Here is a 24,358-nt window from a genome sequence, read left to right on the forward strand (position 1 = left end):
CTTGAAAACTATTTAATCGGGCCATAAGTATAGTGAAAGGGTATTATTAATTTGCTTTTCCGCCAATTTTTCAAGATTTATGTCCAATAATTCATCATTTACTTTTTCCACCTGTTCCCGCATTTCTATGGGTAGTTGGGCATAGCCGTGGTATGCACCTAAAATCGCCCCAGCAATCGCTGCGGTAGTATCATTGTCTCTCCCATAATTTACTAGGAAAATCATTGTCTCCTTAAATTTGAAATCGTTGAAAAGCATGGCTGTAAGTACCTGAAGGTGGATTTCGGCAGCATGGAAAGGCATGTCTTGGAGGTTCTGATCCAGGAGTTGGTAGGCACGAAGAATAGAGGACTCTGGGATTAAGGTGGTTTTGTTTGGTTTTAATTCTGTACCTAAACTGTCTTTGGCTTCTGCAACAATATCCAGAGCCAACTCATATACCCGATAACTGCTTCTACCTACAAGACGACTAGAGAAGTAACCTTCGGGGTCTATATCCTTTAAAACACGCAAAACCTCATTTTGATTACCATTAGCAGTAAGTGCAGCAGATGTCATAGCAGCAGAGAGGGCACTTATGTCTTTGGCCAGTCCCAGATCGTAAATACTTAAATTATAGGCTTGATTGTAGGCCATTTCCGGGTCGCTGGGGTACAATAAGCCCAGAGCAGGGGCATACAATAAGCCGGCACATACCATTTCACCACCATAGAATTTACCCATGGCCTTTTGGTAAGGTTTGAGTTTATTTTCCTTTATGGCAAGAGAGACCTTATACCATTCTTGTAACCACAAGACTTTAAGGTTTGTCTCTTCCAAGTCTTTAGTTTGGTCAGGCTTCAAGGATTTGTACCTGTTAAAATATGCTTCGTAAGTTTGTATAATGTGATTAGAGAAGGCGTCTACATCTAGGCTCAGGCTATTTTGCTCCGACATGAAATCCACAATCAAGGCTTTCCAACGGGTATCATCTGTAGTACCTCCAGCTGGTAGATTGGCCTTCCATATTCCCTCTGGCGAGACTTCTCGAACCATGGTGTCCAAACCAGTAACCCAACCATAGGTCTTTTGAATATCTTCCCTGGCCCACATTTCTGTAGGAGCTCCCATGGCATCACCAATGGCACTTCCCACAATTAGGCCTTTCACTTTATCAGATAGTTCAGATTTGCTTAGTTCGGAAACTGGTAAGTCAGCTTTATTAGTATTCTCTTGTTTTCCCCCTTCACAGGCCCATAAACAACAGCCAATGAAAACATAGATACAAAAGTTAAAATTTCTCATTCATAATCAGATTTATGGCAAATGTTGCTAATTTTTTTTTCTCTTCTAAGGATAGAGAAAGGGGAAGTTGTGCCAAGCCAAACAGTCTACGCAATATTTCAACACCAGTATACTGTGCTAAAATTTCATTTTTTAAGGGGTAGCTTTCAATGATTCTGAGTAGTTCGCTTACAGCAGTGGATGAAAGTTTTAAATGGGCTAACATGACGGCCAAATCAAATTCTGGCTCGCCTAAAAATGCAAATTCTGTATCTATGATTTTTAATCCCTTTTCCGTCTCAAACCAGCTACCTGGATAGAAATCTCCATGAATAAGCACATCTCCCGGCTTCAGGTACCTTTCCCCTAAAAGATTTATTTTCTCTATTAGTTCAGGCTTGTCTTTCACCATGGTAGATAGATCTTGTAAGCCTTCCTGGATTTGGTCCAGGTTAAATCCATTGTCAGGTAAAAAAGGCAATACAAAAATGTGCTGGTGATTCAGTTTCCTCATCTCTTGGTTGATAGGGAAATCAGTTACGGGTAATTGGTGCAGTTTTTTAAGATAGGTCAACAAAAGGTCTATAACCTTTTTATTGAGGCTGTTTTTGTTTTCATATAGCCACAAATAATCGCCTCCTTTATCCAAGTGTTCTATGGCCAGGAGCCAGGCATTTTTATCAAATCCCAATACGGCTGGAGAAAAGCAGGCCAATAAATTGTCTTTATTTATTTCATTGTAGAATTTTAATTCTATTTCTATCCTATTTAATGGGGCAGGCACTTCCGGAAATTTGACAACATATGGCCGTGATTGTTTCAGGACAAAGATGCGTTTGTTGGTTTTTATCTTCAGGGTGACATTCATGTTCCCTTTTCCTGCCTGATACGAATCAATTACTTCTTCGCCCGAAAGCAACATTCCATTCCCTTTCAGGTAGGAGATTTGTTTGGGTTCAAGTGGGATTGTAATAAACATTTAATTATTTTTTTAGAAAATTAACCTTCATTTACCAGAATAGAAATCAAAATGGTAAGAAAGATTATTTTACTTAAATAAAAACATTGATCCTAGTTCTTTTCTAGCATTAACTGTTTTATTTTTGGGTCATGAGTAAAACAAAAACAGACAGTCCACTTTTGAGCCAGTTGTCGCTTGAATTGGATGGTGAACTGCATTACGATAGTTTGATGAAAACTTTGTATGCCACTGACGCTTCAGTGTACCGGTCCCTACCCACAGCTGTGGCCTTGCCTAAAAGCCCTTCTGATATAAAAAAACTAATTCATTTTGCCAATTCAAATAACCTATCATTAATTCCAAGAACAGCAGGAACTTCCCTAGCCGGTCAGTGTGTAGGAGATGGAATAGTTGTGGATGTTTCCAAATACCTAAACAAAATCATTGAGTTCAATAAGGACGAAGGATGGGTAAGGGTTCAGCCAGGAGTTGTGAGAAATGAATTGAACAATTACTTAAAGGAATATGGGTATTTCTTTAGCCCTATTACGAGTACAGCTACCAGAGCCATGATAGGCGGTATGGTTGGTAACAACAGTTGTGGTACCACCTCTATCGTATATGGTAGTACCAGAGAGCATGTGCTAGAGCTGAAAGTCTTGCTATCCGATGGGTCTGAGGCTGTTTTCAAGTCCATGACTGAAAGTGATTTTGAACTTAAATGCAAACAAGAAAATCTGGAAGGTGAACTTTATCGACATGTAAAGGAAGAATTAAGCCGTCCGGAAATACAAAAAAATATTAGGGAACATTTCCCCAAAGAGAGCATACATAGAAGAAATACTGGTTATGCCTTAGATTACCTTTTGGAGTCTCAGCTTTTTTCTGATAAAGATGCTCCATTTGATTTTTGTAAATTATTATGTGGATCAGAAGGTACTTTAGCAATCACTACAGAAATTAAAATTCACCTCGATCCACTTCCAGATCCTTTTGATATTGTGGTAGCGGCTCACTTTGAGACTATTCATGACAGCATGAAAGCGGCTCAGGTGGCCATGAAAGAAAAGCCTACAGCTGTAGAGTTGATGGATAAAAACATCTTGGATTGTACCAAGGAGAATGTTGAACAAAGTAAAAATCGAGATTTTGTAGAGGGGGATCCTATGGCCATTTTAATGGTTGAGTTTAGAGGGAAAACCATTGAGGAGGCAAAAGCAAAAGGAGCAGTATTTATCGAATCGCTTAAAAAGGTGGATCTCGGTTATGCGTTTCCTATAATAGGCCCTGAACGAACAAGCAGCGCCTGGGAGTTGAGAAGTGCAGGTTTGGGATTGTTAGCGAATATTCCAGGTGATAAGAAAGCTGTTGCTTGTATCGAGGACACTGCTGTAGATATTGATGATTTGGCAGATTATATTGATGATTTTGCGAAACTGATCGCAGAATTTGGCCAACAATCTGTTTATTATGCTCATGCAGGAGCTGGTGAAATTCACCTAAGACCCATACTTGACCTTAAAAAGTCAAAAGATGTTGATGAATTTTATAAAATAAGTGAAGCCAGTGCCAAACTGGTGAAAAAATACAATGGTTCTTTAAGTGGTGAGCATGGTGATGGTAGGCTAAGGGCTGCTTTTATTCCTTTAATGGTAGGGCAGGAAAACTATGATCTATTTAAGCGGGTAAAAGCCAAATGGGACCCCAAAGGCATTTTTAATCCGGGAAAAATAGTAGATGCTCCCCCTATGAACTCCTCATTGAGGTATGAGGCTGATTTGCCTAAAAAAGAACATAAAACTAAGTTTGATTTTAGCCATGTAGGAGGAATACTTCCTATGGCTGAAAAATGTAATGGTTCAGGGGATTGCAGAAAACTCCCCAATTCTGGAGGAGGAACCATGTGTCCAAGTTATCAGGCGACCCGATATGAAAAAGACACCACACGTGGTAGAGCCAATACTTTACGTGAATTTTTGACAAATAGTGAGAAGCAAAACCCTTTTGATCATCCAGAAATTAAGGAAGTAATGGACCTTTGTCTCTCTTGCAAGGGCTGTACTTCAGAATGTCCTTCTAACGTAGACATGGCCACGATAAAGGCTGAGTTTCAATACCAATACTATAAATCCAACCCAGTTCCTTTGAGATCAAAGGCGTTTACTCATATAAATTCACTGAATGAATTGGGTAGTATGGTTCCAGGCATTGCCAACTTCTTTTTGTCCAATGGATTTACAGGTAGTTTGATGAAAAAGATGCTTGGGGTAGCACCAGAAAGGCATTTGCCTGAGTTGAGTCCTCAATCTTTACGAAAATGGTACAAGAAAAATTATTCAAGATTGACGGGTAAACCGGTTATAAAATCTGTTTATTTTTTCTGTGATGAATTTACCAACCACAATGATACGGCTACAGGTATTAAGGCCATTAAGCTGCTAAGGCATTTAGGTTATGAGGTAAAGATGGTCGACCATGTGGAGAGTGGAAGAGGAGCCATGTCTAAAGGCTTACTTGATCATGCGCAAAAAATGGCGGACAAAAACGTTGAAATATTTTCCTCTTTAATTAGTGCAGAAAGTCCACTTTTGGGCATAGAGCCTTCAGCCATTCTAAGCTTTAGAGATGAATATCCGAGACTTGTAAGTGCTAACTTGAAAGAAAAGGCAAAATCTATAAAGTTTCATTGTGAGTTGGTAGACGAGTTTTTGGCCAAAGAGGCCATTGCGGGCAATATAAAACCAGAAAGCTTTACTAAGGAAAAGCGTCAGATAAAATTACATGGGCATTGCCATCAAAAAGCGTTATCCTCAGTTAATTATTCCAAGAAAATACTTGAATTGCCAGAGAACTACCAAGTGAGCGTAATCCCTTCAGGTTGCTGTGGGATGGCCGGTTCATTTGGCTACGAAAAAGAGCATTATGAATTAAGTATGCAGATTGGAGAAATGGTTTTATTTCCAGCTGTCAGAAAAGCTGCTGAAGGTGATTTGATTGCTGCACCCGGTACAAGTTGTCGCCATCAGATCGCAGATGGGACAGGAAAGAAAGCAAACCACCCGGTTGAGATTCTATTTGCTGCCGCTGGATTGAAAGATTGATACCAAATTGTAAATGGCTGAACCACTTTAAGTTCGGCCATTTTTTTTTGGATTATTTACAGGCTTATCAAATTGAGACCATGGGATGGATGTCTATTTTTTGATTAAAAGGGCTTATACTTTTGGGGATGATTTTCCATTTATTTAGGGTGATTAGCAGTCCTATTTATAAATTTGCTTAATTCAAAGTTTCTGCTGTACAAATACCCTTTTGCTGTTTAGAAGTTTGTTAGGCCTTATGCATTTTTATCTTTGATTTATGTTCAAAATCAATTTATTTATTTCCTTACGCTGGTCCATATTTATTATTGATGGATCCCCACATTAAGTACAGAAAATAGCTTGATATATTAATGTATTTTATTGACAGGTACCAAATAGCCGTCACTAATACCATTGTCATAATACCCCTTGTATGAAAATTATATTTTAGCTATAATTGAAAACTTTATTATCAAAAACCCAAAATGAACCCTTTAACTAGCAATAATCCTTCTATGGATTCCAATTATTATTGGGATTTGTTAATGAAAGGCAACCGTCAGGGACTTGAGGGGCTTTACAAAGAATATATTGTGACACTTTTTAATTATGGCATAGCACTGTCAAAGGATGAAAACTTTATTCAGGATTGTATACAAGAGGTATTTATAGATTTATGGAAATATCATAAATCCTTAGGTAAAGCTGTCCATGTAAAGGCCTATCTCCTAAGGGCTCTATCGCATAAAATTTTCAGGGAAAATCAACAGAAAACCAAATTACTTACGGTGGAGTGGAAGGATGGAATTGACAATACTATTGTCGTTGAATCTATAGAAAGTGAATTGATCGATATCCAACGAGAGAAGGGGCTGCAAATCAAATTGGCTAATGCACTTGACAAAATACCTTTGCGACAAAAGCAGGCCATCCACTTGCTTTTTTTCGAGCAATTGTCCTATGAAGAAGTCTCCAAATTGATGGGCATTAACCTTCGTTCTGTTTACACTATTGCATGGAAGGCCATTGCTAATTTAAAAAAGCACATTGTGTCTGGTATTTCAATACTTGTTTTTTTAACTCTTTTGCAGTTTTACTGATTTTTTGAATTATCACTTCAGAAAGAGAGACTTTCAACCATTTTATGAAAATGTCCGGTTTTAATGAAACCAATTGAATCATTGTGTCAAATAAATTTAAATTCATAACCTAACCTACCTAAACTTTAAATATGCCTATGGATTAAACTTCAAAAAAAAGTAAAGAATTAAAGAATTAAACTAAAATAATTACCCAAAATAATTAACAGATATGCAAAAAAATGTACATAATAACATGAATAATATATTCAGGTTATTTGCTTTAACCTTCATCCTTCAGAGCTTTAGCATTGACTGCTTGCTAGCAAGTCCTGAGCATGAGTTTTTGAAGCCAATTAATTATAAATCGAAGGATGTAAATGCCCTTAGCCACTTAAAGTATAATGAAGATAACCCATTTTCCTCAGAGGCCATTAAGGTAACCATTACGGGGGTGGTAACAGATGAGAATGGTGACCCCATGCCAGGAGCAACGATTACTATTGCCAATAGTACTCAGGGAACTGTTTCTGATATTGACGGAAATTTCTCCATTGATGTAGCGGAGGGAGAAACGCTTTTAATTTCGTTTATTGGTTATACTACCAAATCCATCCTAGTAGGAAATCAGTCACAACTGACAATAGCCATGGAGCTGGACGATACCTCCCTAGAGGAAGTGGTGGTTGTAGGATATGGAACCCAAAAGAAGCGTGATGTGACAGGGTCTGTGGTAAGGGCTGATATTGAAGCATTTAGGGAGTCTCCTAATGTTAATATTGCTCAATCCCTTCAAGGATCAGTTCCAGGATTGAATGTAGGGCAGGTTAATAGAGCTGGAGCAAGCCCATCTATTTCAGTACGTGGTAGAACGACACTTAGTGGGAATCAAAGTGTTTTGATTGTTGTAGATGGGATAATATTTACTGGTAGTATGTCGGATTTAAATCCAGCAGATATAGCCTCTATTGATGTATTGAAGGATGCCAGTAGTATGGCCATTTTTGGTGCACAAGCAGCAAATGGTGTGATAATGATTACTACCAAAGGGGGTAAAATGGAACAGAAACCTATTTTTAATTACACAGGTACAGTTACTACCCAAAGTCCAACCAATAGACCTAAATTATTGGATAGAGATGGATTTTTACAGAAGGTGAGAGATCAGGATTGGCCACAGTCTTATTTGGCTCCTGATTATACCCAACCTAATCCTGATTACAATGTTGCTGCTTTATTTGAGCCTGCAATATATGCTGGATTTGAGAATGGAACCAACTTTGATTGGTGGGATGCTGCAACCCAGACAGGGTTAATTAACAATCATAATTTAAGTGTAAGAGGAGCCTCTGAAGCCACTTCTTATTTCATTTCCACTGGATATACCAAACAGGATGGCTTTATTATGAATGACCAATATGAAAGGATAACTGCCAGGATCAATTTAGATCATCAAATATTGGATTGGTTTAGATTTGGCGTCCAGACCTTTGGCTCATTTGCAGATAACTCTGGTGAAATTCCTGCCTTAAGCCAAATTACTACCATGCCTCCATTGGTGACTCCATATGATGAGGATGGCAATATTATACTGAATCCTGATGGAGCCATTCGAGCCAACCCATTTTTGAGCCCTCTTTCCAATGATTTTGACAAACGGAATAACCTGTTTGCCAATGTTTACATGGACATAGAAATCCCTTTTATCGAAGGATTGAAATACCGGGTTAATTTTGGTAACAACTATACTTGGAGAAGACATTATAGAAGCAATGTATATGGTGCTGGAGCTGCTGGTGAAGCATTCAAAAGAAATTACAATGCTTATGACTGGACCCTTGATAATATTTTAACCTACCGCAAGAGTTTTAACAACAAGCACAACCTTGACCTTACCATGGTAGTAGGACGCAGGGAGTTAAAATATGAAAGCACTGAAGCAAATGGTACCAATTATTCCAATCTTAGTTTAGGATACAATGATTTAAGCTTAGGCCAGCTTCAGTTGATAAATTCAAGTGCTTGGGATGAAAGTTACATTTACCAAACCATTAGGGCTAATTATGATTTTAGTAGCAAATACATGGTTACGGCTACTGTTCGTAGAGATGGTTTTTCAGGATTTTCTAAAAACAATAAATTTGGAATTTTCCCCTCTTTAGGTCTTGGTTGGGTAATCAGCGAAGAGGATTTTCTGAAGGAATCTGTGATAAACTACCTTAAATTTAGAGGATCCTATGGAACCAATGGAAACCTAACCAACAGGTATTCCTCTTTAGCGAGAGTTTCCATATATCCTGCCTATGTTTTCGGAAATGGAGGGAGCACCGTTTTCGGACAAACTGTAAATAGCTTGTCAAATTCAAACCTTGCATGGGAAACCACTACAGGATTTAACTTTGGCTTTGACTTTTCATTTCTTCAAGACCGTTTTTCAGGAACTCTGGATTATTACCAAAACACTACCAATGATTTGCTTTACAATATTAATATTCCTGAAGTTACTGGTTTTTCAAGCATTGCAACGAATGTGGGAGAAATTGCGAATAGAGGAATTGAATTTGTGCTGAAAGGCGATATTATAGAAAAGGGTGATTTCAATTGGAATGCAAGTTTTAATATTGCCTCTAATAGAAACAGAATAGTTTCTTTACTTGGTCTTGATTCTGATGGAGATGGAAATGAGGATGATTTAATTGGTAGTGGATTATTTATTAATGAATCCATTAATTCAATTTACGATTATGAATCTGCAGGTATCATACAGTTGGGAGAAGAAGCGCCTTCAGGATTTTTTGTGGGTACCCATAGAATTGTAGATCAGAATGGTGACGGGGTAGTAGATGCTCTTGACCGTGTAATTATAGGTAGAGAAGAGCCTGCATACAATTTTGGTTTGCTCAATGAATTCAATTATAAAAACTTTACTTTCAGGTTTTTTATAAACTCAATTCAGGGAGGTAAAAATGGTTATCTAGGATTGAATAATCCAAATTTTGGCCAATCGGACAATGCGAGAAGAAACAATTTGTTTGTAGATTATGACTATTGGACTCCTGCTAATCCTGATGCCAGGTACAGAGGTCAGGATCAGGTTGCGGGTATTGAGTACCAGTATTATGGAGACAGAAGTTTTGTTAGACTTCAGGATGTTTCACTTTCGTATAGGATGAATAAAGCCTTAATTGTAGAGAAGTTGGGGCTTCAAGGAGTGAAGATTTTTGTGAGTGGAAAAAACTTAGCTACATGGACGAGTTGGGAAGGCTGGGATCCTGAAACTGGAAGTGGACTGCAACCGTCTGGATTACCAGTTATGAAGGGCTATTCTGTAGGGCTGGATGTTAGTTTTTAATTCTAATTTAGTTATGAAAAAAATAAAATTTAATTTCGTTTTCTTGAGCTTGTTGATTTTAGGATTTCAAGCTTGTGATGAATCTAGTATCCTTGAAGAGGTGCCATTGGACTTTGCAAGTCCTGAAAACTCTTTCGTTACCTACTCTGATTTTAATTCGGCAGTGTATGCCCTATATGATCAGACCAGAGAAATTCTTTCTAACGGAGAACACCGTCCATTGGATTATATATATGGTACAGATTTGGGATACAATGGAGCCAATCAACTTAATGCAAGATTTGGTTCTTATTTAGCTACCCTATTGCCAACCAGTGTTGTAGCTGAATTTCATTGGCAAAATTATTATAAGGTGATTTCAGGAGCCAATATTATTCTAAGTAGGCTTGAAAACTCAACTATGACGGAAGGGGAGAAAACTTCTGTTGAAGCCAAGGCCAAACTCTTTAGAGGTTTGTCTTATAGGAATTTAGCGCATTTATATGGAGGAGTGCCATTGGAGTTAGAAGAGGTTAGTTCCCCCAAAACAGACTATGTAAGAGCTAGCAGAGATGAGGTTTACCTACAAGCAGCAAGTGATTTGGAATTTGCGTCAGCCAACCTTCCAGGAATTTCGGAGGTTCAGGATGGTGAAATTAATAATTTGGCCGCCTACCATATTTTAGCTGAGGTATATGTTTCTCTGAATAAATGGTCAGAGGCCATTCAAGCTTCTTCTATGGTCATAGATGACCCAAATACAGCCCTAATGAACGAAAGATTTGGCTCACTTTCCAATGCACCTGGTGATGTATATTGGGATTTGTTTAGAAGGTACAATCAAAATCGAGGAGTAGGAAATACTGAGGGAATTTGGGTTTGGCAATATGAAGTAGATATACCGGGAGGAGTGATTTCCTCTTCATCAAAAGTAGGACCTCAATTGGAAAGAGACCACTCTCCGCGGCCTTGGAGTTTTATTGTTAGAGATCCATCTGGAGTGTCACCATTTTTACCTCTAGGGGTATCAGACTATACTGGTGGCCGAGGTATAGGAAGGTTTAGAGGTACCAACCACTTTAATTATGGCGTATGGGAATACGATTGGAATGACATGCGAAATTCTGAATACAATTTTGTAAGGGATGTGCTGTTTAACAATCCAGCATCTGAATGGTATGGGCAAAAAATATCCGATCACGAAGATTTATTCCGTCAAAGTCTCGACGATACTATTAGGTATTTCTATCCTTATCAATCGAAAGTTACCACCCCAGGACAACATCCCGCAGAATTGTATGTGGATCCTGAATTAAAAACCTTAAATTCATCCACCGCTGGCACTACCTATAGTGATCAATACCATATTCGCCTTGCGGAAACCTATTTATTGCGTGCAGAAGCCTATTTGGGAAATAATCAATTGACGGAAGCGGCCAATGATATTAATGTGGTCAGATTGCGTGCCAATGCCAAATTGGTTTCTCCCTCAGAAGTGGACATTGATTATATTTTGGATGAAAGGATGAGAGAACTTGGTGTAGAGGAAAAACGTCGGCTTACTCTAAATCGATTGGAAATGTTGTATGAACGTACCAATAAATATTGCGATGGGCGACCAGATGTGACGAATCATGGTGTAGATGTACAACCTTATCATAATCTTTTCCCTATTCCTTATACAGAGATAGAAAGAAATATAGGAGCAGTATTAACGCAAAACCCTGGATATGATGCAGATTAAAGTTAATAATATGATAAAAAAACATGAATTGGTAACCCTAATGCGGGGTTACCATTCTATTGGTTTGAAAAGGCAAACATTGCTATTTGGTGTTCTATTTGTTTTAATCCTAACATCCTGTGCTTCCAACAAAGAAGAAACAAGTAATAAACAGCCTAATATATTGTTTGTAATAAGCGATGATCAGTCCTTTTATCATACAAGTTTTGAAGGAAGTAAATTTGTAAATACACCGGCTTTTGATAGGGTCGCAAAAGAGGGAGTGTATTTTACCAATGCTATGGCTGGTTCTCCGGGATGTGCGCCTTCAAGGAGCAGTATCATTACAGGAAGGCATCATTGGCAGAATGAGTCCTCTGGCCAACATGCAGCGCCCTGGCTAAAAAAACATGTGCCTTTTGTCGATTTGTTAGAAGCCAATGGGTATAAAACCGGCAGAACAGGTAAGGGGGTAAGTCCGTTCCGGTATGCAAGAGACGAGAAAGATTCTTTGTGGAGAGCCACAGATGCTGCAGGCATTGAATACAGCAAAATCAGGTATGAAGAAGGTCCAGAAGACATTCGTACAGGAGATAAAATCAGCAATCTCAATTATTTTGAAAATTTCAAGTTTTTCTTAGAAAACGAACGAAAGGACAAACCTTTTTTCTTTTGGTTTGGAGCTACAGAGCCTCACCGTGCCTATGAGAAAGATTCGTGGAAAAGAACAGATAAAAAACTGTCAGATGTAGAAGTCCCAGCCTTTTTTCCTGACAATGACATTGTGAGGGGAGACATGCTGGATTATGCGGTGGAAATTGAATGGTATGACCGTCATCTTGACTCCATGATCAACTATTTAGAGGAGATTGGAGAGCTGGAAAACACCATTATTATCGTTACTGCTGACAATGGAATGCCTTTTCCTAGAGCGAAGGCAAACAGTTATGATTACGGTATCCATGTGCCTTTTGCTGTCAGGTACCCTAAGGCGTTTCCAGGCGGAAGAAAAGTGGATGATCCTATTGGGTTTATTGATCTTGCACCTACCATTTTGGACCTGACACAAACCAAGCAGGATGGGATGTTGCCCATTACAGGTAAAAGCATCCGGGCATTATTGGAGTCTGAGAAGCAGGGAACAATTGAACCATCTAAAAAGTATGCTTTTTCGGGTAGAGAAAGGCATTCTTCTTCCAGGCACCTCAATTGGGGCTATCCACAAAGATCGATTAGAAGTGAAGACTATTTATTGGTGTGGAACATGAAACCCGATCGCTGGCCTGCAGGTGCACCCCAAAGAATAAATCCAGAAAATGAAGATGAACTGCTTCCCATGTATGGGATAGATGAGGACGGTATCAGTCATTCTGAATGGGCATTTACGGATGTTGATGAATCGCCTACCAAATCATTTATTATCGAAAATTATAAAGACCCTTCCATCAAACCATTTTTCGATGCTGCTTTTGCCAAGAATTCGGAAGTACAGTTATTCGACATAAAAAATGATCCTTACTGTTTGAATAATGTAGTAAATGATGCGGATTATGCTTCAGTAAAAGAGGAACTACAAGCGGCCTTATTGGAAGAATTAAGGTCCTCAAAAGACCCAAGGGTTGTAGGGCCGGATAAGGAAGTTTTCGATTCCTATATCCGATACAGTCCTATGAGAGGTTTTCCGGAACCAATACCAGGAAGCCAGTTAAAATAAACTGAGATCAAGAAAACTTTATTATCTTGTATTGCATTATTAATAGACCCTTTACTAGCAAAGTAGAGGGTCTATTTGTGTCTACTTGGTTAAGGTTAATTATTTGATCTGAATTAATAAATTAAGCCCGGATTATGTAATAGGATTTCTCCGTCCTGATAGTCAGGGGTGAAGCCTGTCCCGTGTTTACGGGAAGTGCTGCAATCGTAAAAAAAACAGGCTGTTTGGAGATTTTAGCATAGCACCGCTATGGTGAAATTGAAAACAGCAACGAAGTGGCTGATTTTGAAGCGATTTCAGCATGTAATAGATTTTCTATTGCATATTTCGGGTTAAAGCACCCATTACCTGATAATCGTCCGGTATTATTTTTTGCATTTGGCTAAAAAGAAAATATTTTCATTTTTTTTCTTCAAAGGAGGATAACTTTTGTATGCTTCTGTCTCCTTTAATTGAAACACTCTACTATGTGTAAGCGAGATTATAAGATAGCCGACTTTGTACTGGACCCGGAATTTCAAAAATGGGTGCTTTCTCCAGATTCCCAAACAAAAGAATACTGGGAAAAGTACCTGAATGAAAATCCTAAAAAAGAAGAGGACATTGCTTTAGCAATGAAGCTGGTAGCAAATATGTCTAGAAAGTCCTATAAGTTGTCTACTGATAAAATTGAAGAAACTTGGGGCAATATAGAGCAAGCTATCGGGAATACTGAGGTGAAAGAGAACCATAAAGGCCCCGTTCCATTAAATGCTGTCAGTACTATTCTTCGATTTAGAGCCAAAAGAGCCGAAGGCAGAAGGGAGATTTCCCAGTTTTACCGTATGGTAGGGATTTTAGCGCTTGTATTTTCCCTGGCTATAATGGTCAATATCTACCTACCCAAGGAAGAAGCCCCGGTTGTAGTTGAGCAATTGGAAATGCTAGAACACTATGCACCTCCCGGAGTAAAAGCCAACCTTACGCTACAGGATGGATCCAAAGTAATCCTCAATTCTGGAAGCAGTTTAAAATACATCAAGAACTTCGAAAGTCATCAGCGTGTATTGGAACTTTCAGGAGAAGCTTATTTTGAAGTTGCTGAAGACAAAACCAGACCCTTTAGTGTGAAAACGGGGGCAGTTACCACCACTGCACTTGGTACTACTTTCCATATTTCTTCCTATGAAAATGAACCCCTAGACATTGCGTTATTGACTGGTAAAGTGGCTGTAGATATTGACCTTAATGAAGGGCAACGCATTAACCTTGAAAAAGGGGAAGGATTGGAGATAAATTTAGACAGTGAAAGGATCAATAGTTTATCCTTTGATCCAGAAAAATTGTTGGCATGGACAAGAAAGTCTATCATTTTTGAAAATGTGTCTATGTTTCAGGTCAAGAGAGTACTTGAAAATTGGTATGGAGTAAATATTGATTTTATCAATCGTCCAGCTTCAGATTTAGAAATATCAGGCAAGTTTAAGGACCAGAGTTTAGAGAATGTTCTTGAAGGATTAAGTCATTCTGCAAGGTTTGAATACAAATTAGAAAAAGATAAAGCGACTTTAAAGTTTAACTAGATGAGAATGCCTATGTAATGTCTAAAATGTACAAATTAAAAGAGGCCATAAATGCGCTAACACTTATGACCTCCAATGAAATCGGAACTAGGACTGCCATCCTTTTTCCGAAAATGTTTATTTAATCGAATTTCTAAACAAACGATGTAAAGATATGAATAAATGCCTACTTAAGCATGTTATCTACATGACCAAATTATTTACAATAGCCTTCACTCTTCAGTGTTTGAGCATGAGTTTCCTTCTAGCTTTTAATGGAAATGCCCAAGTTAAAAGCATAGAGGAGGTATCCGTATACCTTTCTTTAAAAAATGTAAAGGTAAAAGAAGCCTTTAAAAGGTTAGAAAAGCTAACGGATTACAATTTCGTTTTCGCCTCCAGGGAAATTGAGAACAGTCAGTTCATCAATGTAGAAAGTAAAGGAGAAAGCCTTTACTTTCTATTGTCTGCCATTGCTGCTCAAACGGACCTAAGTTTCAAACAGGTGAATAACAACATCCATGTTAAGAAAATGGACCGTAAAAATCCCCTTGTTGATGTTGATTACGAGCAAGTTGTCGTAAAGGGAATTGTTACAGATGAAAATGGCGATCCTTTACCCGGGGCAACAGTAACAATTGCTAATAGCTCAAATGGAACTGTTACAGATTTAGATGGAAATTTCTCAATTGAGGTTGAAGAAGGAGCTACTCTGGTGATTTCATTTATTGGTTTCAAAACTAAGAATGTATCTATAGCCAACCAAACCCAATTTAACATTATCATGGAGCCAGACAATAACGATCTAGAAGAGGTGGTTGTGGTAGGTTATGGAACGGTCAAAAAGAGTGATTTAACAGGCTCAGTATCGAGTGTAAAATCAGACGAAATTAATGCTTTCCCAACATCGAATGTTATGCAAGCGATGGCTGGTAGAGCTGCAGGGGTTCAAATTATACAGAATAGTGGTGCTCCTGGTGCTGGTATAAGTGTTAGGATTCGTGGTACCAACTCCATTCAAGGTGGCAATGAACCACTTTATGTTGTCGATGGTTTTCCTTTTTCAGGAAACCCTACAAATTTGAATAACTTCGATATAGAAAGTATTGAAGTGTTGAAAGATGCCTCCGCTACTGCTATATATGGTTCCAGAGGAGCCAATGGTGTAGTCTTGATCACGACCAAGCAAGGAAAAGAAGGTACTTCTAAAGTTGATTTCGAAACAAGTTATAGTACACAATCCATTCGCAATACTTTGGACCTAATGAATGGCAGTGAGTATGCTCAAATCCAGAATATTCAAGCTACCAATGATAATATTCCTTTGTATTTTACTGAACAGGAGATTGCTAATTTTGGTCAGGGGTTTGATTGGCAAAATTTAATTTTTACTAAAGCTCCGATATTGTCCACATCTTTAAATGTTAGTGGAGGAAGTCCTAAAACTAAATATTCTATTTCGGGAAGCTTTTTTGGTCAGGATGGTATAATTAAAGGAAGTGATTACGATAGGTACTCCCTTAGAGCAAACATCAATCATACTGTTAGTGATAAGATAGCTTTACTTTTTAACAGTAATCTTACCCACCTTAAAACGGAAAGAAGGGACAGTGGAGGGGGGTCACGTGGTAATTCTATGATTGGTGCTGCATTGTCTGCTGCACCAATCTCTCAACCTTATAATGAAGATGGTAGTTATAATGTATTGGGAAATGAATATCCATTTATTGCTCCAGACATTATCAATCCCCTCAATTTCCTCAATGAACAGATGAGTATTGTTAAGGCAAATATTGTTTTGACCAATATGGCTTTTGTATACAAACCCATTCCAGATCTGACATTAAAAATTTCTGGAGGAATTGAAAACAGAGATGACAGAACGGATGCTTACACCTCTAGAAATTTCTTTAACTCTGATGGTAGAGCGAGTGTAAATACAAGTCAATTTAGGAGTCTTCTAAGTGAAAACACCCTAAGTTATGACAAAACCTTTGCGAGTAAGCACCAATTAAATGCTTTGCTTGGATTTACTTACCAGGATTTCACCTCTACTTATTTAAGTGCTAGTGGCGTTGGATTCTTAAGTGACTCATTTGAAACCTACAGCCTTCAGGCTGCAAGTACACCTGGTATCCCAAGCAGTGGGTACTCAAATTCCGTATTAATTTCCTACTTGAGTAGGGTTAATTACACCTTTGACGACCGGTTTTTATTTACATTTAGTTTCAGAACTGATGGTTCTTCTAAGTATAGTCCTGGTAATAAATGGGGTTTCTTCCCTTCAGGTGCTTTTGCTTACCGTGTATTCAAAGAATCATTTGTTGAAAACAGTAACTGGCTTTCAGATTTAAAAGTTAGAACAAGTTGGGGACTTACAGGTAGCCAGGCAATCTCTCCTTATGCAACCCTAAACCAATTAAATCCTGGAAATACAGTATTTCAAAATAGTCTATACAATACATTTGCACCAAGTACAGTACTCCCAGGCAATTTGAAATGGGAAACCACAGAGCAAATTGACGTTGGTTTTGATATGGGGTTTTTGGAGGACAGAATCTTGTTTAATGCAGATTATTACATCAAAAATACCCGCGACTTGCTCAATACCGTAAGACTTCCAAGTTCCCTTGGCTTTACCACTACGATTCAAAATGTAGGTAAGGTTCAAAATAAAGGAGTGGAATTGAGTTTGGATGGCAAAGTATTGACCGGAGACTTTAAATGGGATGTTTTTGGTAATGTTTCCTTTAACAAAAACAAAGTGTTGAGCTTACACAATGGCGAAGATATTTTAGGTGCCTATGTAAGTGTATTGGTGGTTGGTGACAATGTTACCATCCTAAGAGAAGGAAGACCAATCGGTCAGTTTTGGGGCTATCAGGAAGATGGTTATGATGAAAATGGAAACATCAATTTTGTTGACCAAGATGACAATGGCATCATCAACGACAATGATAAAACCTATATAGGAGATCCTAACCCTAAATTTATCTATGGGTTTAATTCCACTATGAATTACAAAAACTTTGAATTCAGTTTCTTTCTTCAAGGATCCCATGGCAATGATATTTTCAATGTAAGTTCAATTACCAGCACAATGGATTTTGGGCAGGGAATGAACATGCCAAAAGAAGTTTTGTATGACCATTGGACACCTGAAAATACAAATGCTAAATATCCTTTAATAAGCAGAAATACTGCTGTTAGAGTTTCCGATAGGTTTATTGAGGATGGATCTTATTTAAGGTTTAAAAATATTCAGTTGGCTTATAACTTGCCTGCAGCCCTTCTGTTCAAAAAATCGCTTAATAGTGCTCAGGTTTATGTGAGTGCTCAAAATTTTATCACTTTGACCGGTTATTCCTGGTGGGACCCTGAAGTAAATTCAAGAGGTGCAGGGACCCAATTGGGGATAGACCATTACAGTTATCCTATTCCAAAATCCCTTACTATGGGAGTTAGATTGGGTTTTTAATCCGGATAATGAAAACAAGTATTCAATTTAAAGTGAAAAAAGATGAAAAGGATAACAACCATTCAATTATACATTCTTCCAGTATTCCTCTTGCTATTAGTAAGTTGTGAGGATTTATTACTGGAACAACCTAAAACTGTTGCTGTAGAAAACTTTTACAATACGGCAGAGGAAGTAGAGACTGCAGTGAATGCAATTTACTCTCCTTTGCGTTCTACCAGAGCAGAGCAAATTGCTATATTAGATGCCCATTCAGACTGGGGATATGGCAGAGGAAGCCGAGCACAATACAATGATTTTGCTGGCCTAAATGCAACCAATATCAATACTGCAGGCTCAAGGTGGAATTCATTCTACCAAGCCATTAGAAATGCGAATTTGGTCATTTTTAATGCGCCAAATGGCGATAATATTAGTGAGGAAGATGTCAATTATTTTATTGCTGAAGCAAAATTTCTTAGAGCATTAAGTTATTTTGATCTGGTAAGAAACTGGGCTGGTGTCCCTTTGAGAACAGAGGACAACATGTTGGAAATTGATTTGCCAAAAAGTTCCGTGTCGGAAGTTTATGAATTGATTTTATCAGATCTTGAATATGCCGAAACGCATTTAAATGCTACGGCTAAAGTTATCGGAAGGCCTACGATCAATGCTGCTAAAACATTACTTGCCGATGTTCATTTGTCCTTAGGGAACTATGATCAAGCGATGGAGAAAAGTAAAGAAGTTATTGACTCAAATAAGTATTCATTGGTGCCAGTAGAAGAGGCCAATGATTTTCGTACTGATATTTTCGGTTCTGATCTGGTTACGAGTACTGAAGAAGTATTTTATTTTAAATACTCTAGGGAGATTGGACAGGGGAACTTCATGTTATTCATATTGAACCATCCAAGCACCGGTTATTTTAATTTTGGAGGGGCTTACGCGCATTATAGCGATGCTTCTAACCCTTTCTATATCAATTGGGAAGATGGAGATTTGAGAAAAGAACTTTGGGACAAAGTTGATTTTGGATTGGGACCAAATACCTTGGTAAGTAATAAGTACATGGAGCTGGATGCTGTTGGAAGGAGTGATGGAGGAAATGATTTACCTATTTACAGGTATGCTGAAGTGCTTTTAATTTTTGCTGAATCTTCAGCCAGAAATGCCAATGCAGTAACTCCTGAAGCCTTAGAAACCTTAAATAAAATAAAAAGAAGAGCTTATGGCTTAGCCATTGATTCACCATCGGAAGTTGATTATTCTTTCTCTTCGGGTGAAATTACAGAATTCCTTGATGCCTTATTACAAGAAAGAGCTTACGAGTTTATCTTCGAAGGTAAGCGTTGGTTAGATTTAAAAAGGGTAGGAAGAGCACAGGAAATGGTAATGAAAAATAAAGGTATTACCATAGCGGATGCCCATTATTTATGGCCAATACCATTATCCGAGTTGAATTTTAATGGTGCCTTAGATCCCGATACAGATCAAAACCCAGGTTACTGATCAGTATAATTAAATAAAATAATCAACCCGAATGATGCAGGTGCTATAAGCTTAACTAGTGAAAAGCTTTCTAAAGAAGTGAGGACACTTATTGATAGTGTAGTTGCTGCATGATTTGGGTTTAAGCCATAAATAGGATTATGAAAAGAAGAGATATGATCGCCGCAATGGGAACACTCTCCCTCGGTGTGGCCGCTTCACCCTTCGCTAAAGGAGATGTATTAAAAGAACCCTACAAGGTTGTTCAAAAAAATATAACAACGGACGTTGTAGTAGTGGGAGGAGGTACCGCTGGTGCAGTAGCAGCGATTCAGGTTGGAAGAGCAGGTAAAAAAGTAACCCTAATTGAGTGTGTTAGCCAATTAGGTGGTACCACTACAACCGCAGGAGTGGCTTTTCCGGGAATATTCTTTGCCTGGGGAAAGCAAATAATTAGTGGTATCGGTTGGGAAAATGTACAAGAAGCAGTAGAACTAAATGGAGATACGCTACCCAATTTTTCGATTCCTCATGGACGCCAACATTGGGAACACCAAGTGAGACTAAATGGACCATTGTTTTCCTTAATATTAGAGCAAAAATGTGTAGAAGCTGGGGTTGATTTGCGCTATTATGAAACGCCAACGAAAATAGAATTCAAGAATGGATTCTGGGAAATGGAGACCGTAGGTAAAGGAATTACTACCAAAATAAAATGCAAGCAAATTATCGATTGCTCAGGAAATGCAATTGCTGCAAATATTGCAGGGTTGGATTTGCTGAAAGAAGCTGAAACACAACCTGGAACGCTTATCTTTAGATTGGGTGGTTATGACATGAAAGCCTTGGATTTGGATATGATCAAAAAGGAATATGAAGCAGCGATAAACAGCGGAGAGTTGAAAAGGGAGGAGTTTCGAGGAAATATTGTTCGCCTTTTAAGTTCTAAAGGTGATAATATTCAACATATCAGAGGAGCAGACTCTACAACTTCCGAATCTCATACGGCCGCTAATATACATGCAAGAAGTTCACTTCTAAAACACCTGAAGTTTTTGAAAAGATTGCCGGGCTGTGAAAACGTAGTGATAGAAGACATGCGAACAGAAATCGGTATCAGGGAAACCTATAGGATTGATGGCTTGTATCAAATCACGCACGAGGATTATACTTCAGGTAAAGTATTTGAGGATTCAATTTCTTATTCTTATTACCCGATTGATTTGCATATAATAGAACATGGTGTTACTCCAAAACAATTGAGTGAAGGGGTGGTCGCAACCGTGCCATTGAGGGCTTTGATTCCTAAAAACAGCAAAAACTTTATGGTAGCTGGAAGGTGTTTGTCTAGTGATAGACTGGCCAATTCTGCTTTAAGAGTACAGGGGTCAAGCATGGCTATGGGCCAGGCTGCTGGAGCTACAGCAGTGATTGCTTGCCAGCGAAATGTGTCTCCTGCTGATGTGCCTTTGGATGAGGTGAGAGATCTCCTAAGAAGTCATGGAGCCATTGTTCCAACGGTCTAATTCTAAAAGTTGAAAAAGCTAATGAACAAAGCTGTAAAGCAAAATCTATTATTAATTATTGTTGTGTTCTTTATAGGTATGGTTCCTGTTTCTAAAACGGGAACCATACAATATATCAATGACAGAACCTTAACCATTGAAGTGGTTGATGTAGAAAAGAGGCTGATTGATTTCGAAGAAGAGATTTCAATGGATACGCTTTATGCGCATTTGTCAAGTACTGGCGCACCAGTGTTTTTTTCGCGGAATGTTGTGACGAGTGTTTGCTTTGATGACAAATGCAGGTTGCTGGATGTTATTCTTTATTGGAATCCTACAGGCAGGTATCTTGGTTTTGAATTGCCTGAAGAAGAATACCTTAGTAAACATGATCATGAACCATTTACAGCGGAAGAGTATTTAAGGCTGAATGAATTGCTGTCAGATCCATTCCTTCCTTTGGGAGATTATTCCTACAATGAGATTGTGATGGAAGGATCTAAAGAAGAATATTATGATAGCCAATATGAGGTAAAAGAGATTGATGCTGTGTCGAGTGCTACCTCTAAATTTATTCTTGACTATGTGGTTGAAGGTGCTGCTTTCACAACTTACAAATTATGGCACTTGATATATGGACCAACCAATGGAGTGATTAAAGAATGGACTACTGAAAATTTTGATTCTGATTATATTACACTTCTATTAGAAAGTGAAAATCTTTCAGATATTCTATGGACTCTGGAGCAATTGGAAGGAAAGCTTGATCAATACCCAAAAATAAACCCATTGATTTTTGATTTTATAAAAAGCAGTGAATATAGTCTCTCTGAAAAAGCCATACAAACTATTAATCCACAGAATTTATCTTCCCAATCTTTCCAAATGGATCTGATCGCCCTATTTCCGCAAATGGATAGTGGTAAAAAGAAATGGATACTAGATTTGTTTAAAAAAGCTCCTAATGTTCACCCGGAAACAAAAACCTTTTTTAATGAGTCGATTCTTGACTTAGAAGTTCCTTTAATTGTGTTACTCCTAGAGGTATATAAAAAACAGAAAATGTACGATGCCACCAGTCTGGAAAAAGTTCGTTTGTTGAGCAATTCTGATAACAACTATTTGGCTAAAAAGGCAAAGCAATTTTTAGAAAATGTTCCGAATCCTTAGAATTATCATTTAATATTTGAGTTTTCTCAATGAGTAAAAAGAAAACAATAAGCTGAGTATTCTGTATTCATGCTATTCCCCAGACAAACGCACTTTTATTTCTCCTTTATTTTCTTCTAAAACCCACGAAGGAATTCTTAGCTCAATTCTTTTTAAGTTTTCAATTTGCTTATCCAATTGGAGCGGAGCTGGATCAAGTGAGACAATGGACAAGTTAAAATCAGGATGGGATAGGTTTTCCAGCTTGAGGGTTTTGCCATCCTGAGTCAAAACAGCTCCACCATCTACAAGCTTAATATCTGCCTGCGTCATAAGTTGCCAAGTGATCAATTTTGTAGCATCGTTGGTTTCTATTTGGTCTTCGATTACAATAGATCTTGGGCTATCTTTAATAAACTTTCTAGCAGCGCTTTTAAGTTGACCTGCAAAAGTCGGTGTAAGGTCAAAAGTGGCTTCTGGCTTTTCCCCACCTTTAAAGTCTACCAAAGTTGCCAAACCATCAACTATGTGCCGCTTATTATCTACAGAGATTGTACTATGTCCAAAATTATTCTTTGTAAGTAATTTCCATCTGTCACATTCCTGACACCTATTCCATAAATCGAAACCGGCTCTCGACAGCACCCCATAGCTCTGGTTGCCCGGGTCGATCACCCATCGAACACCATTTAATTCAAAAATAAAAGAACCGGCATCCATATTTCCATGGCTTATCGATCCTCGCCCCCCTTTTCCGCCAAAATAATACCCTTCTTTATTCTCCCCCTGACCGGTAAAAATCACAATTGGGTTTGCTCCTTCACCTTTCCAGGCACTTTGAACAAGTCCTGATTCCTTTTCTTCGAACTGTGCTGTCCAAACCAAGCCTGCTCCTGCCAGGCGAGAGATTTTCCCTATCTCATCAGGAGTTTGCATAAATCTTTTAGTATTCAAGTAGTTTCTATCTCCTGTTTTGGAGGCAAACCAACTCAAGGTAAAATCGGTATATAGCTCCGGTACATCCGGACTATCTGCATAATTGTATAATAGTTTGGAAGGTGCTGTGGTTAAAAGTCCGAAATTTGCGCTCTCTTTAAAGCCCGGATAGTCACCTATTCCAAAATCTGTTCCAAAAGCGCTCTCAAGCATCGCTGCAGTTACTGCTGAAAACATTGTCCCATAACCCCAGTAGGTAGCGCCTTCAGGATAAGCACCATCCGGAGCATATGCTGCAAGTGCATGGTTCATGCCTTCGATTGATCTTTTTATTGTTTTTGCTGCCAATTCCGGGTTTTCCTCAGCAATGGCTATGGAGGCTGCAATCATTCCCGCATTACAAACCTGATTCCAGTTATTGGTACCATTGACCCACCTAGGGGTCTCCCCATTTTCAGGCCAACTAGGCATAATACCCTTTTCTATCAATGACTTTTTCGCCAAAGAGATGGTTGATTTGGGTAATTTCCCTGCGGTCCAGTCTAGTGCCAGAGCAATGGCCAATGACATTTCTCCTACATCAAGAAAATGCTTTGGGTTCCAAGTAGGGAAATTACAGGCAGCAATCACTTCTTCATTTAACCTTTGCAAAATATCAGGATTCTTTTCTACGAAATAGACCATTCCTAACATGTTTATTCGATAGAGGAAATCTCTAGAAATACCAAGCTGGTTTTGTTGAGATCGGGGATTATCTGGGATGTCAACTGTAATTAAATCCAATGCCAATACTGATGCAGCATTGTACTTGATGGCTTGATAAATATGCTGAATAAGGGGATCGGTTTGAAGCTTTTCTCTTAGCCTTTTTTCAGTAGCTTGATTTAAAACTAATCTAGGTTGGGCTTTCTGAAGATTCTTTTTCAGATACGGTACCGATATAGGGTTATTAAGTTGATACGATTGATTAGCATTGTTTTGTGACAGCTGAGCATAAGCCAGTTCGCTCCTTAATGTTACCATAAGAAGGCTTGTTATAAACAATAATTGATGTAAATATTTCAAGACAGTTATGCTTAAATAGTTGTATAATTCAAGAAAGATTCCTTACCCAAAAAGGAATTC

The 24,358-nt window shown here is 38.4% G+C and carries 13 protein-coding genes; 10 read left to right on the forward strand and 3 right to left on the reverse strand.

Annotation, left to right across the window (positions count from 1 at the left end):
- Positions 1-12 precede the first annotated feature (12 nt).
- Together CA2015_RS18995 and CA2015_RS19000 are read right to left on the reverse strand one after the other, a co-directional pair.
- Positions 13-1,284, reverse strand: a complete 1,272-nt coding sequence (locus CA2015_RS18995; RefSeq protein ID WP_048643322.1) for an ADP-ribosylglycohydrolase family protein — start codon at positions 1,282-1,284, stop codon at positions 13-15.
- Positions 1,271-2,242 (reverse strand): phosphotransferase, encoded by a 972-nt coding sequence (locus CA2015_RS19000; protein ID WP_048643323.1) that lies wholly within the window; start codon positions 2,240-2,242, stop codon positions 1,271-1,273. Before CA2015_RS19000 ends, CA2015_RS18995 begins: the two co-directional genes overlap by 14 nt.
- A 131-nt stretch (positions 2,243-2,373) precedes the next feature.
- Here CA2015_RS19000 and CA2015_RS19005 point away from each other — a divergent pair, with 131 nt between their 5' ends.
- The 10 genes from CA2015_RS19005 (at position 2,374) to CA2015_RS19050 (ending at position 22,318) form a co-directional block, all read left to right on the forward strand.
- Complete coding sequence (locus CA2015_RS19005; RefSeq protein WP_048643324.1) at positions 2,374-5,325, forward strand: FAD-binding and (Fe-S)-binding domain-containing protein; 2,952 nt, start codon at positions 2,374-2,376, stop codon at positions 5,323-5,325.
- A gap of 467 nt (positions 5,326-5,792) precedes the next feature.
- The gene (locus CA2015_RS19010; RefSeq protein ID WP_048643325.1) at positions 5,793-6,407 is read left to right on the forward strand and encodes an RNA polymerase sigma factor; all 615 of its coding nucleotides are present in this window, start codon (positions 5,793-5,795) and stop codon (positions 6,405-6,407) included.
- A 235-nt stretch (positions 6,408-6,642) separates the two neighbouring features.
- On the forward strand, positions 6,643-9,738 hold the full coding sequence (locus tag CA2015_RS19015) for a SusC/RagA family TonB-linked outer membrane protein (RefSeq protein WP_240477845.1): 3,096 nt from the start codon (positions 6,643-6,645) through the stop codon (positions 9,736-9,738).
- A 13-nt stretch (positions 9,739-9,751) separates the two neighbouring features.
- Complete coding sequence (locus CA2015_RS19020; protein WP_084012044.1) at positions 9,752-11,461, forward strand: RagB/SusD family nutrient uptake outer membrane protein; 1,710 nt, start codon at positions 9,752-9,754, stop codon at positions 11,459-11,461.
- Positions 11,462-11,471: 10 nt separating this feature from the next.
- Positions 11,472-13,154: a sulfatase family protein gene (locus CA2015_RS19025; RefSeq protein ID WP_157470611.1), complete on the forward strand. Its 1,683-nt coding sequence runs from the start codon at positions 11,472-11,474 to the stop codon at positions 13,152-13,154.
- Positions 13,155-13,621: 467 nt separating this feature from the next.
- On the forward strand, positions 13,622-14,716 hold the full coding sequence (locus CA2015_RS19030) for a FecR family protein (RefSeq protein ID WP_048643327.1): 1,095 nt from the start codon (positions 13,622-13,624) through the stop codon (positions 14,714-14,716).
- 232 nt (positions 14,717-14,948) lie between these two features.
- Entirely contained in the window at positions 14,949-18,173 is a 3,225-nt protein-coding gene (locus CA2015_RS19035; protein WP_316934185.1) for a SusC/RagA family TonB-linked outer membrane protein, read from the forward strand.
- Positions 18,174-18,215: 42 nt separating this feature from the next.
- Positions 18,216-19,664, forward strand: a complete 1,449-nt coding sequence (locus CA2015_RS19040; protein ID WP_048643329.1) for a RagB/SusD family nutrient uptake outer membrane protein — start codon at positions 18,216-18,218, stop codon at positions 19,662-19,664.
- A gap of 140 nt (positions 19,665-19,804) precedes the next feature.
- Complete coding sequence (locus CA2015_RS19045; RefSeq protein ID WP_048643330.1) at positions 19,805-21,169, forward strand: FAD-dependent oxidoreductase; 1,365 nt, start codon at positions 19,805-19,807, stop codon at positions 21,167-21,169.
- Positions 21,170-21,190: 21 nt separating this feature from the next.
- Entirely contained in the window at positions 21,191-22,318 is a 1,128-nt protein-coding gene (locus tag CA2015_RS19050) for a hypothetical protein (RefSeq protein ID WP_048643331.1), read from the forward strand.
- 72 nt (positions 22,319-22,390) lie between these two features.
- Here CA2015_RS19050 and CA2015_RS19055 read toward each other — a convergent pair whose 3' ends face one another.
- On the reverse strand, positions 22,391-24,256 hold the full coding sequence (locus tag CA2015_RS19055; RefSeq protein ID WP_048643332.1) for a heparinase II/III domain-containing protein: 1,866 nt from the start codon (positions 24,254-24,256) through the stop codon (positions 22,391-22,393).
- Positions 24,257-24,358 lie beyond the last annotated feature (102 nt).

Origin of the sequence: Cyclobacterium amurskyense (assembly GCF_001050135.1) — a bacterium.
Classification (GTDB): Bacteria; Bacteroidota; Bacteroidia; order Cytophagales; family Cyclobacteriaceae; genus Cyclobacterium; species Cyclobacterium amurskyense.

What these genes read in the sequence shown, in the direction of transcription:
- CA2015_RS19050 (WP_048643331.1), top strand. Translation starts at nt 21,191, where the DNA reads ATGAACAAAGCTGTAAAGCAAAATCTATTATTAATTATTGTTGTGTTC.
- CA2015_RS19025 (WP_157470611.1), top strand. Translation starts at nt 11,472, where the DNA reads ATGATAAAAAAACATGAATTGGTAACCCTAATGCGGGGTTACCATTCT.
- CA2015_RS19005 (WP_048643324.1), top strand. Translation starts at nt 2,374, where the DNA reads ATGAGTAAAACAAAAACAGACAGTCCACTTTTGAGCCAGTTGTCGCTT.
- CA2015_RS19035 (WP_316934185.1), top strand. Translation starts at nt 14,949, where the DNA reads ATGAGTTTCCTTCTAGCTTTTAATGGAAATGCCCAAGTTAAAAGCATA.
- CA2015_RS19055 (WP_048643332.1), bottom strand. Translation starts at nt 24,256, where the DNA reads ATGGTAACATTAAGGAGCGAACTGGCTTATGCTCAGCTGTCACAAAAC.
- CA2015_RS19030 (WP_048643327.1), top strand. Translation starts at nt 13,622, where the DNA reads ATGTGTAAGCGAGATTATAAGATAGCCGACTTTGTACTGGACCCGGAA.
- CA2015_RS19015 (WP_240477845.1), top strand. Translation starts at nt 6,643, where the DNA reads ATGAATAATATATTCAGGTTATTTGCTTTAACCTTCATCCTTCAGAGC.
- CA2015_RS19020 (WP_084012044.1), top strand. Translation starts at nt 9,752, where the DNA reads ATGAAAAAAATAAAATTTAATTTCGTTTTCTTGAGCTTGTTGATTTTA.
- CA2015_RS18995 (WP_048643322.1), bottom strand. Translation starts at nt 1,284, where the DNA reads ATGAGAAATTTTAACTTTTGTATCTATGTTTTCATTGGCTGTTGTTTA.
- CA2015_RS19040 (WP_048643329.1), top strand. Translation starts at nt 18,216, where the DNA reads ATGAAAAGGATAACAACCATTCAATTATACATTCTTCCAGTATTCCTC.
- CA2015_RS19000 (WP_048643323.1), bottom strand. Translation starts at nt 2,242, where the DNA reads ATGTTTATTACAATCCCACTTGAACCCAAACAAATCTCCTACCTGAAA.
- CA2015_RS19010 (WP_048643325.1), top strand. Translation starts at nt 5,793, where the DNA reads ATGAACCCTTTAACTAGCAATAATCCTTCTATGGATTCCAATTATTAT.
- CA2015_RS19045 (WP_048643330.1), top strand. Translation starts at nt 19,805, where the DNA reads ATGAAAAGAAGAGATATGATCGCCGCAATGGGAACACTCTCCCTCGGT.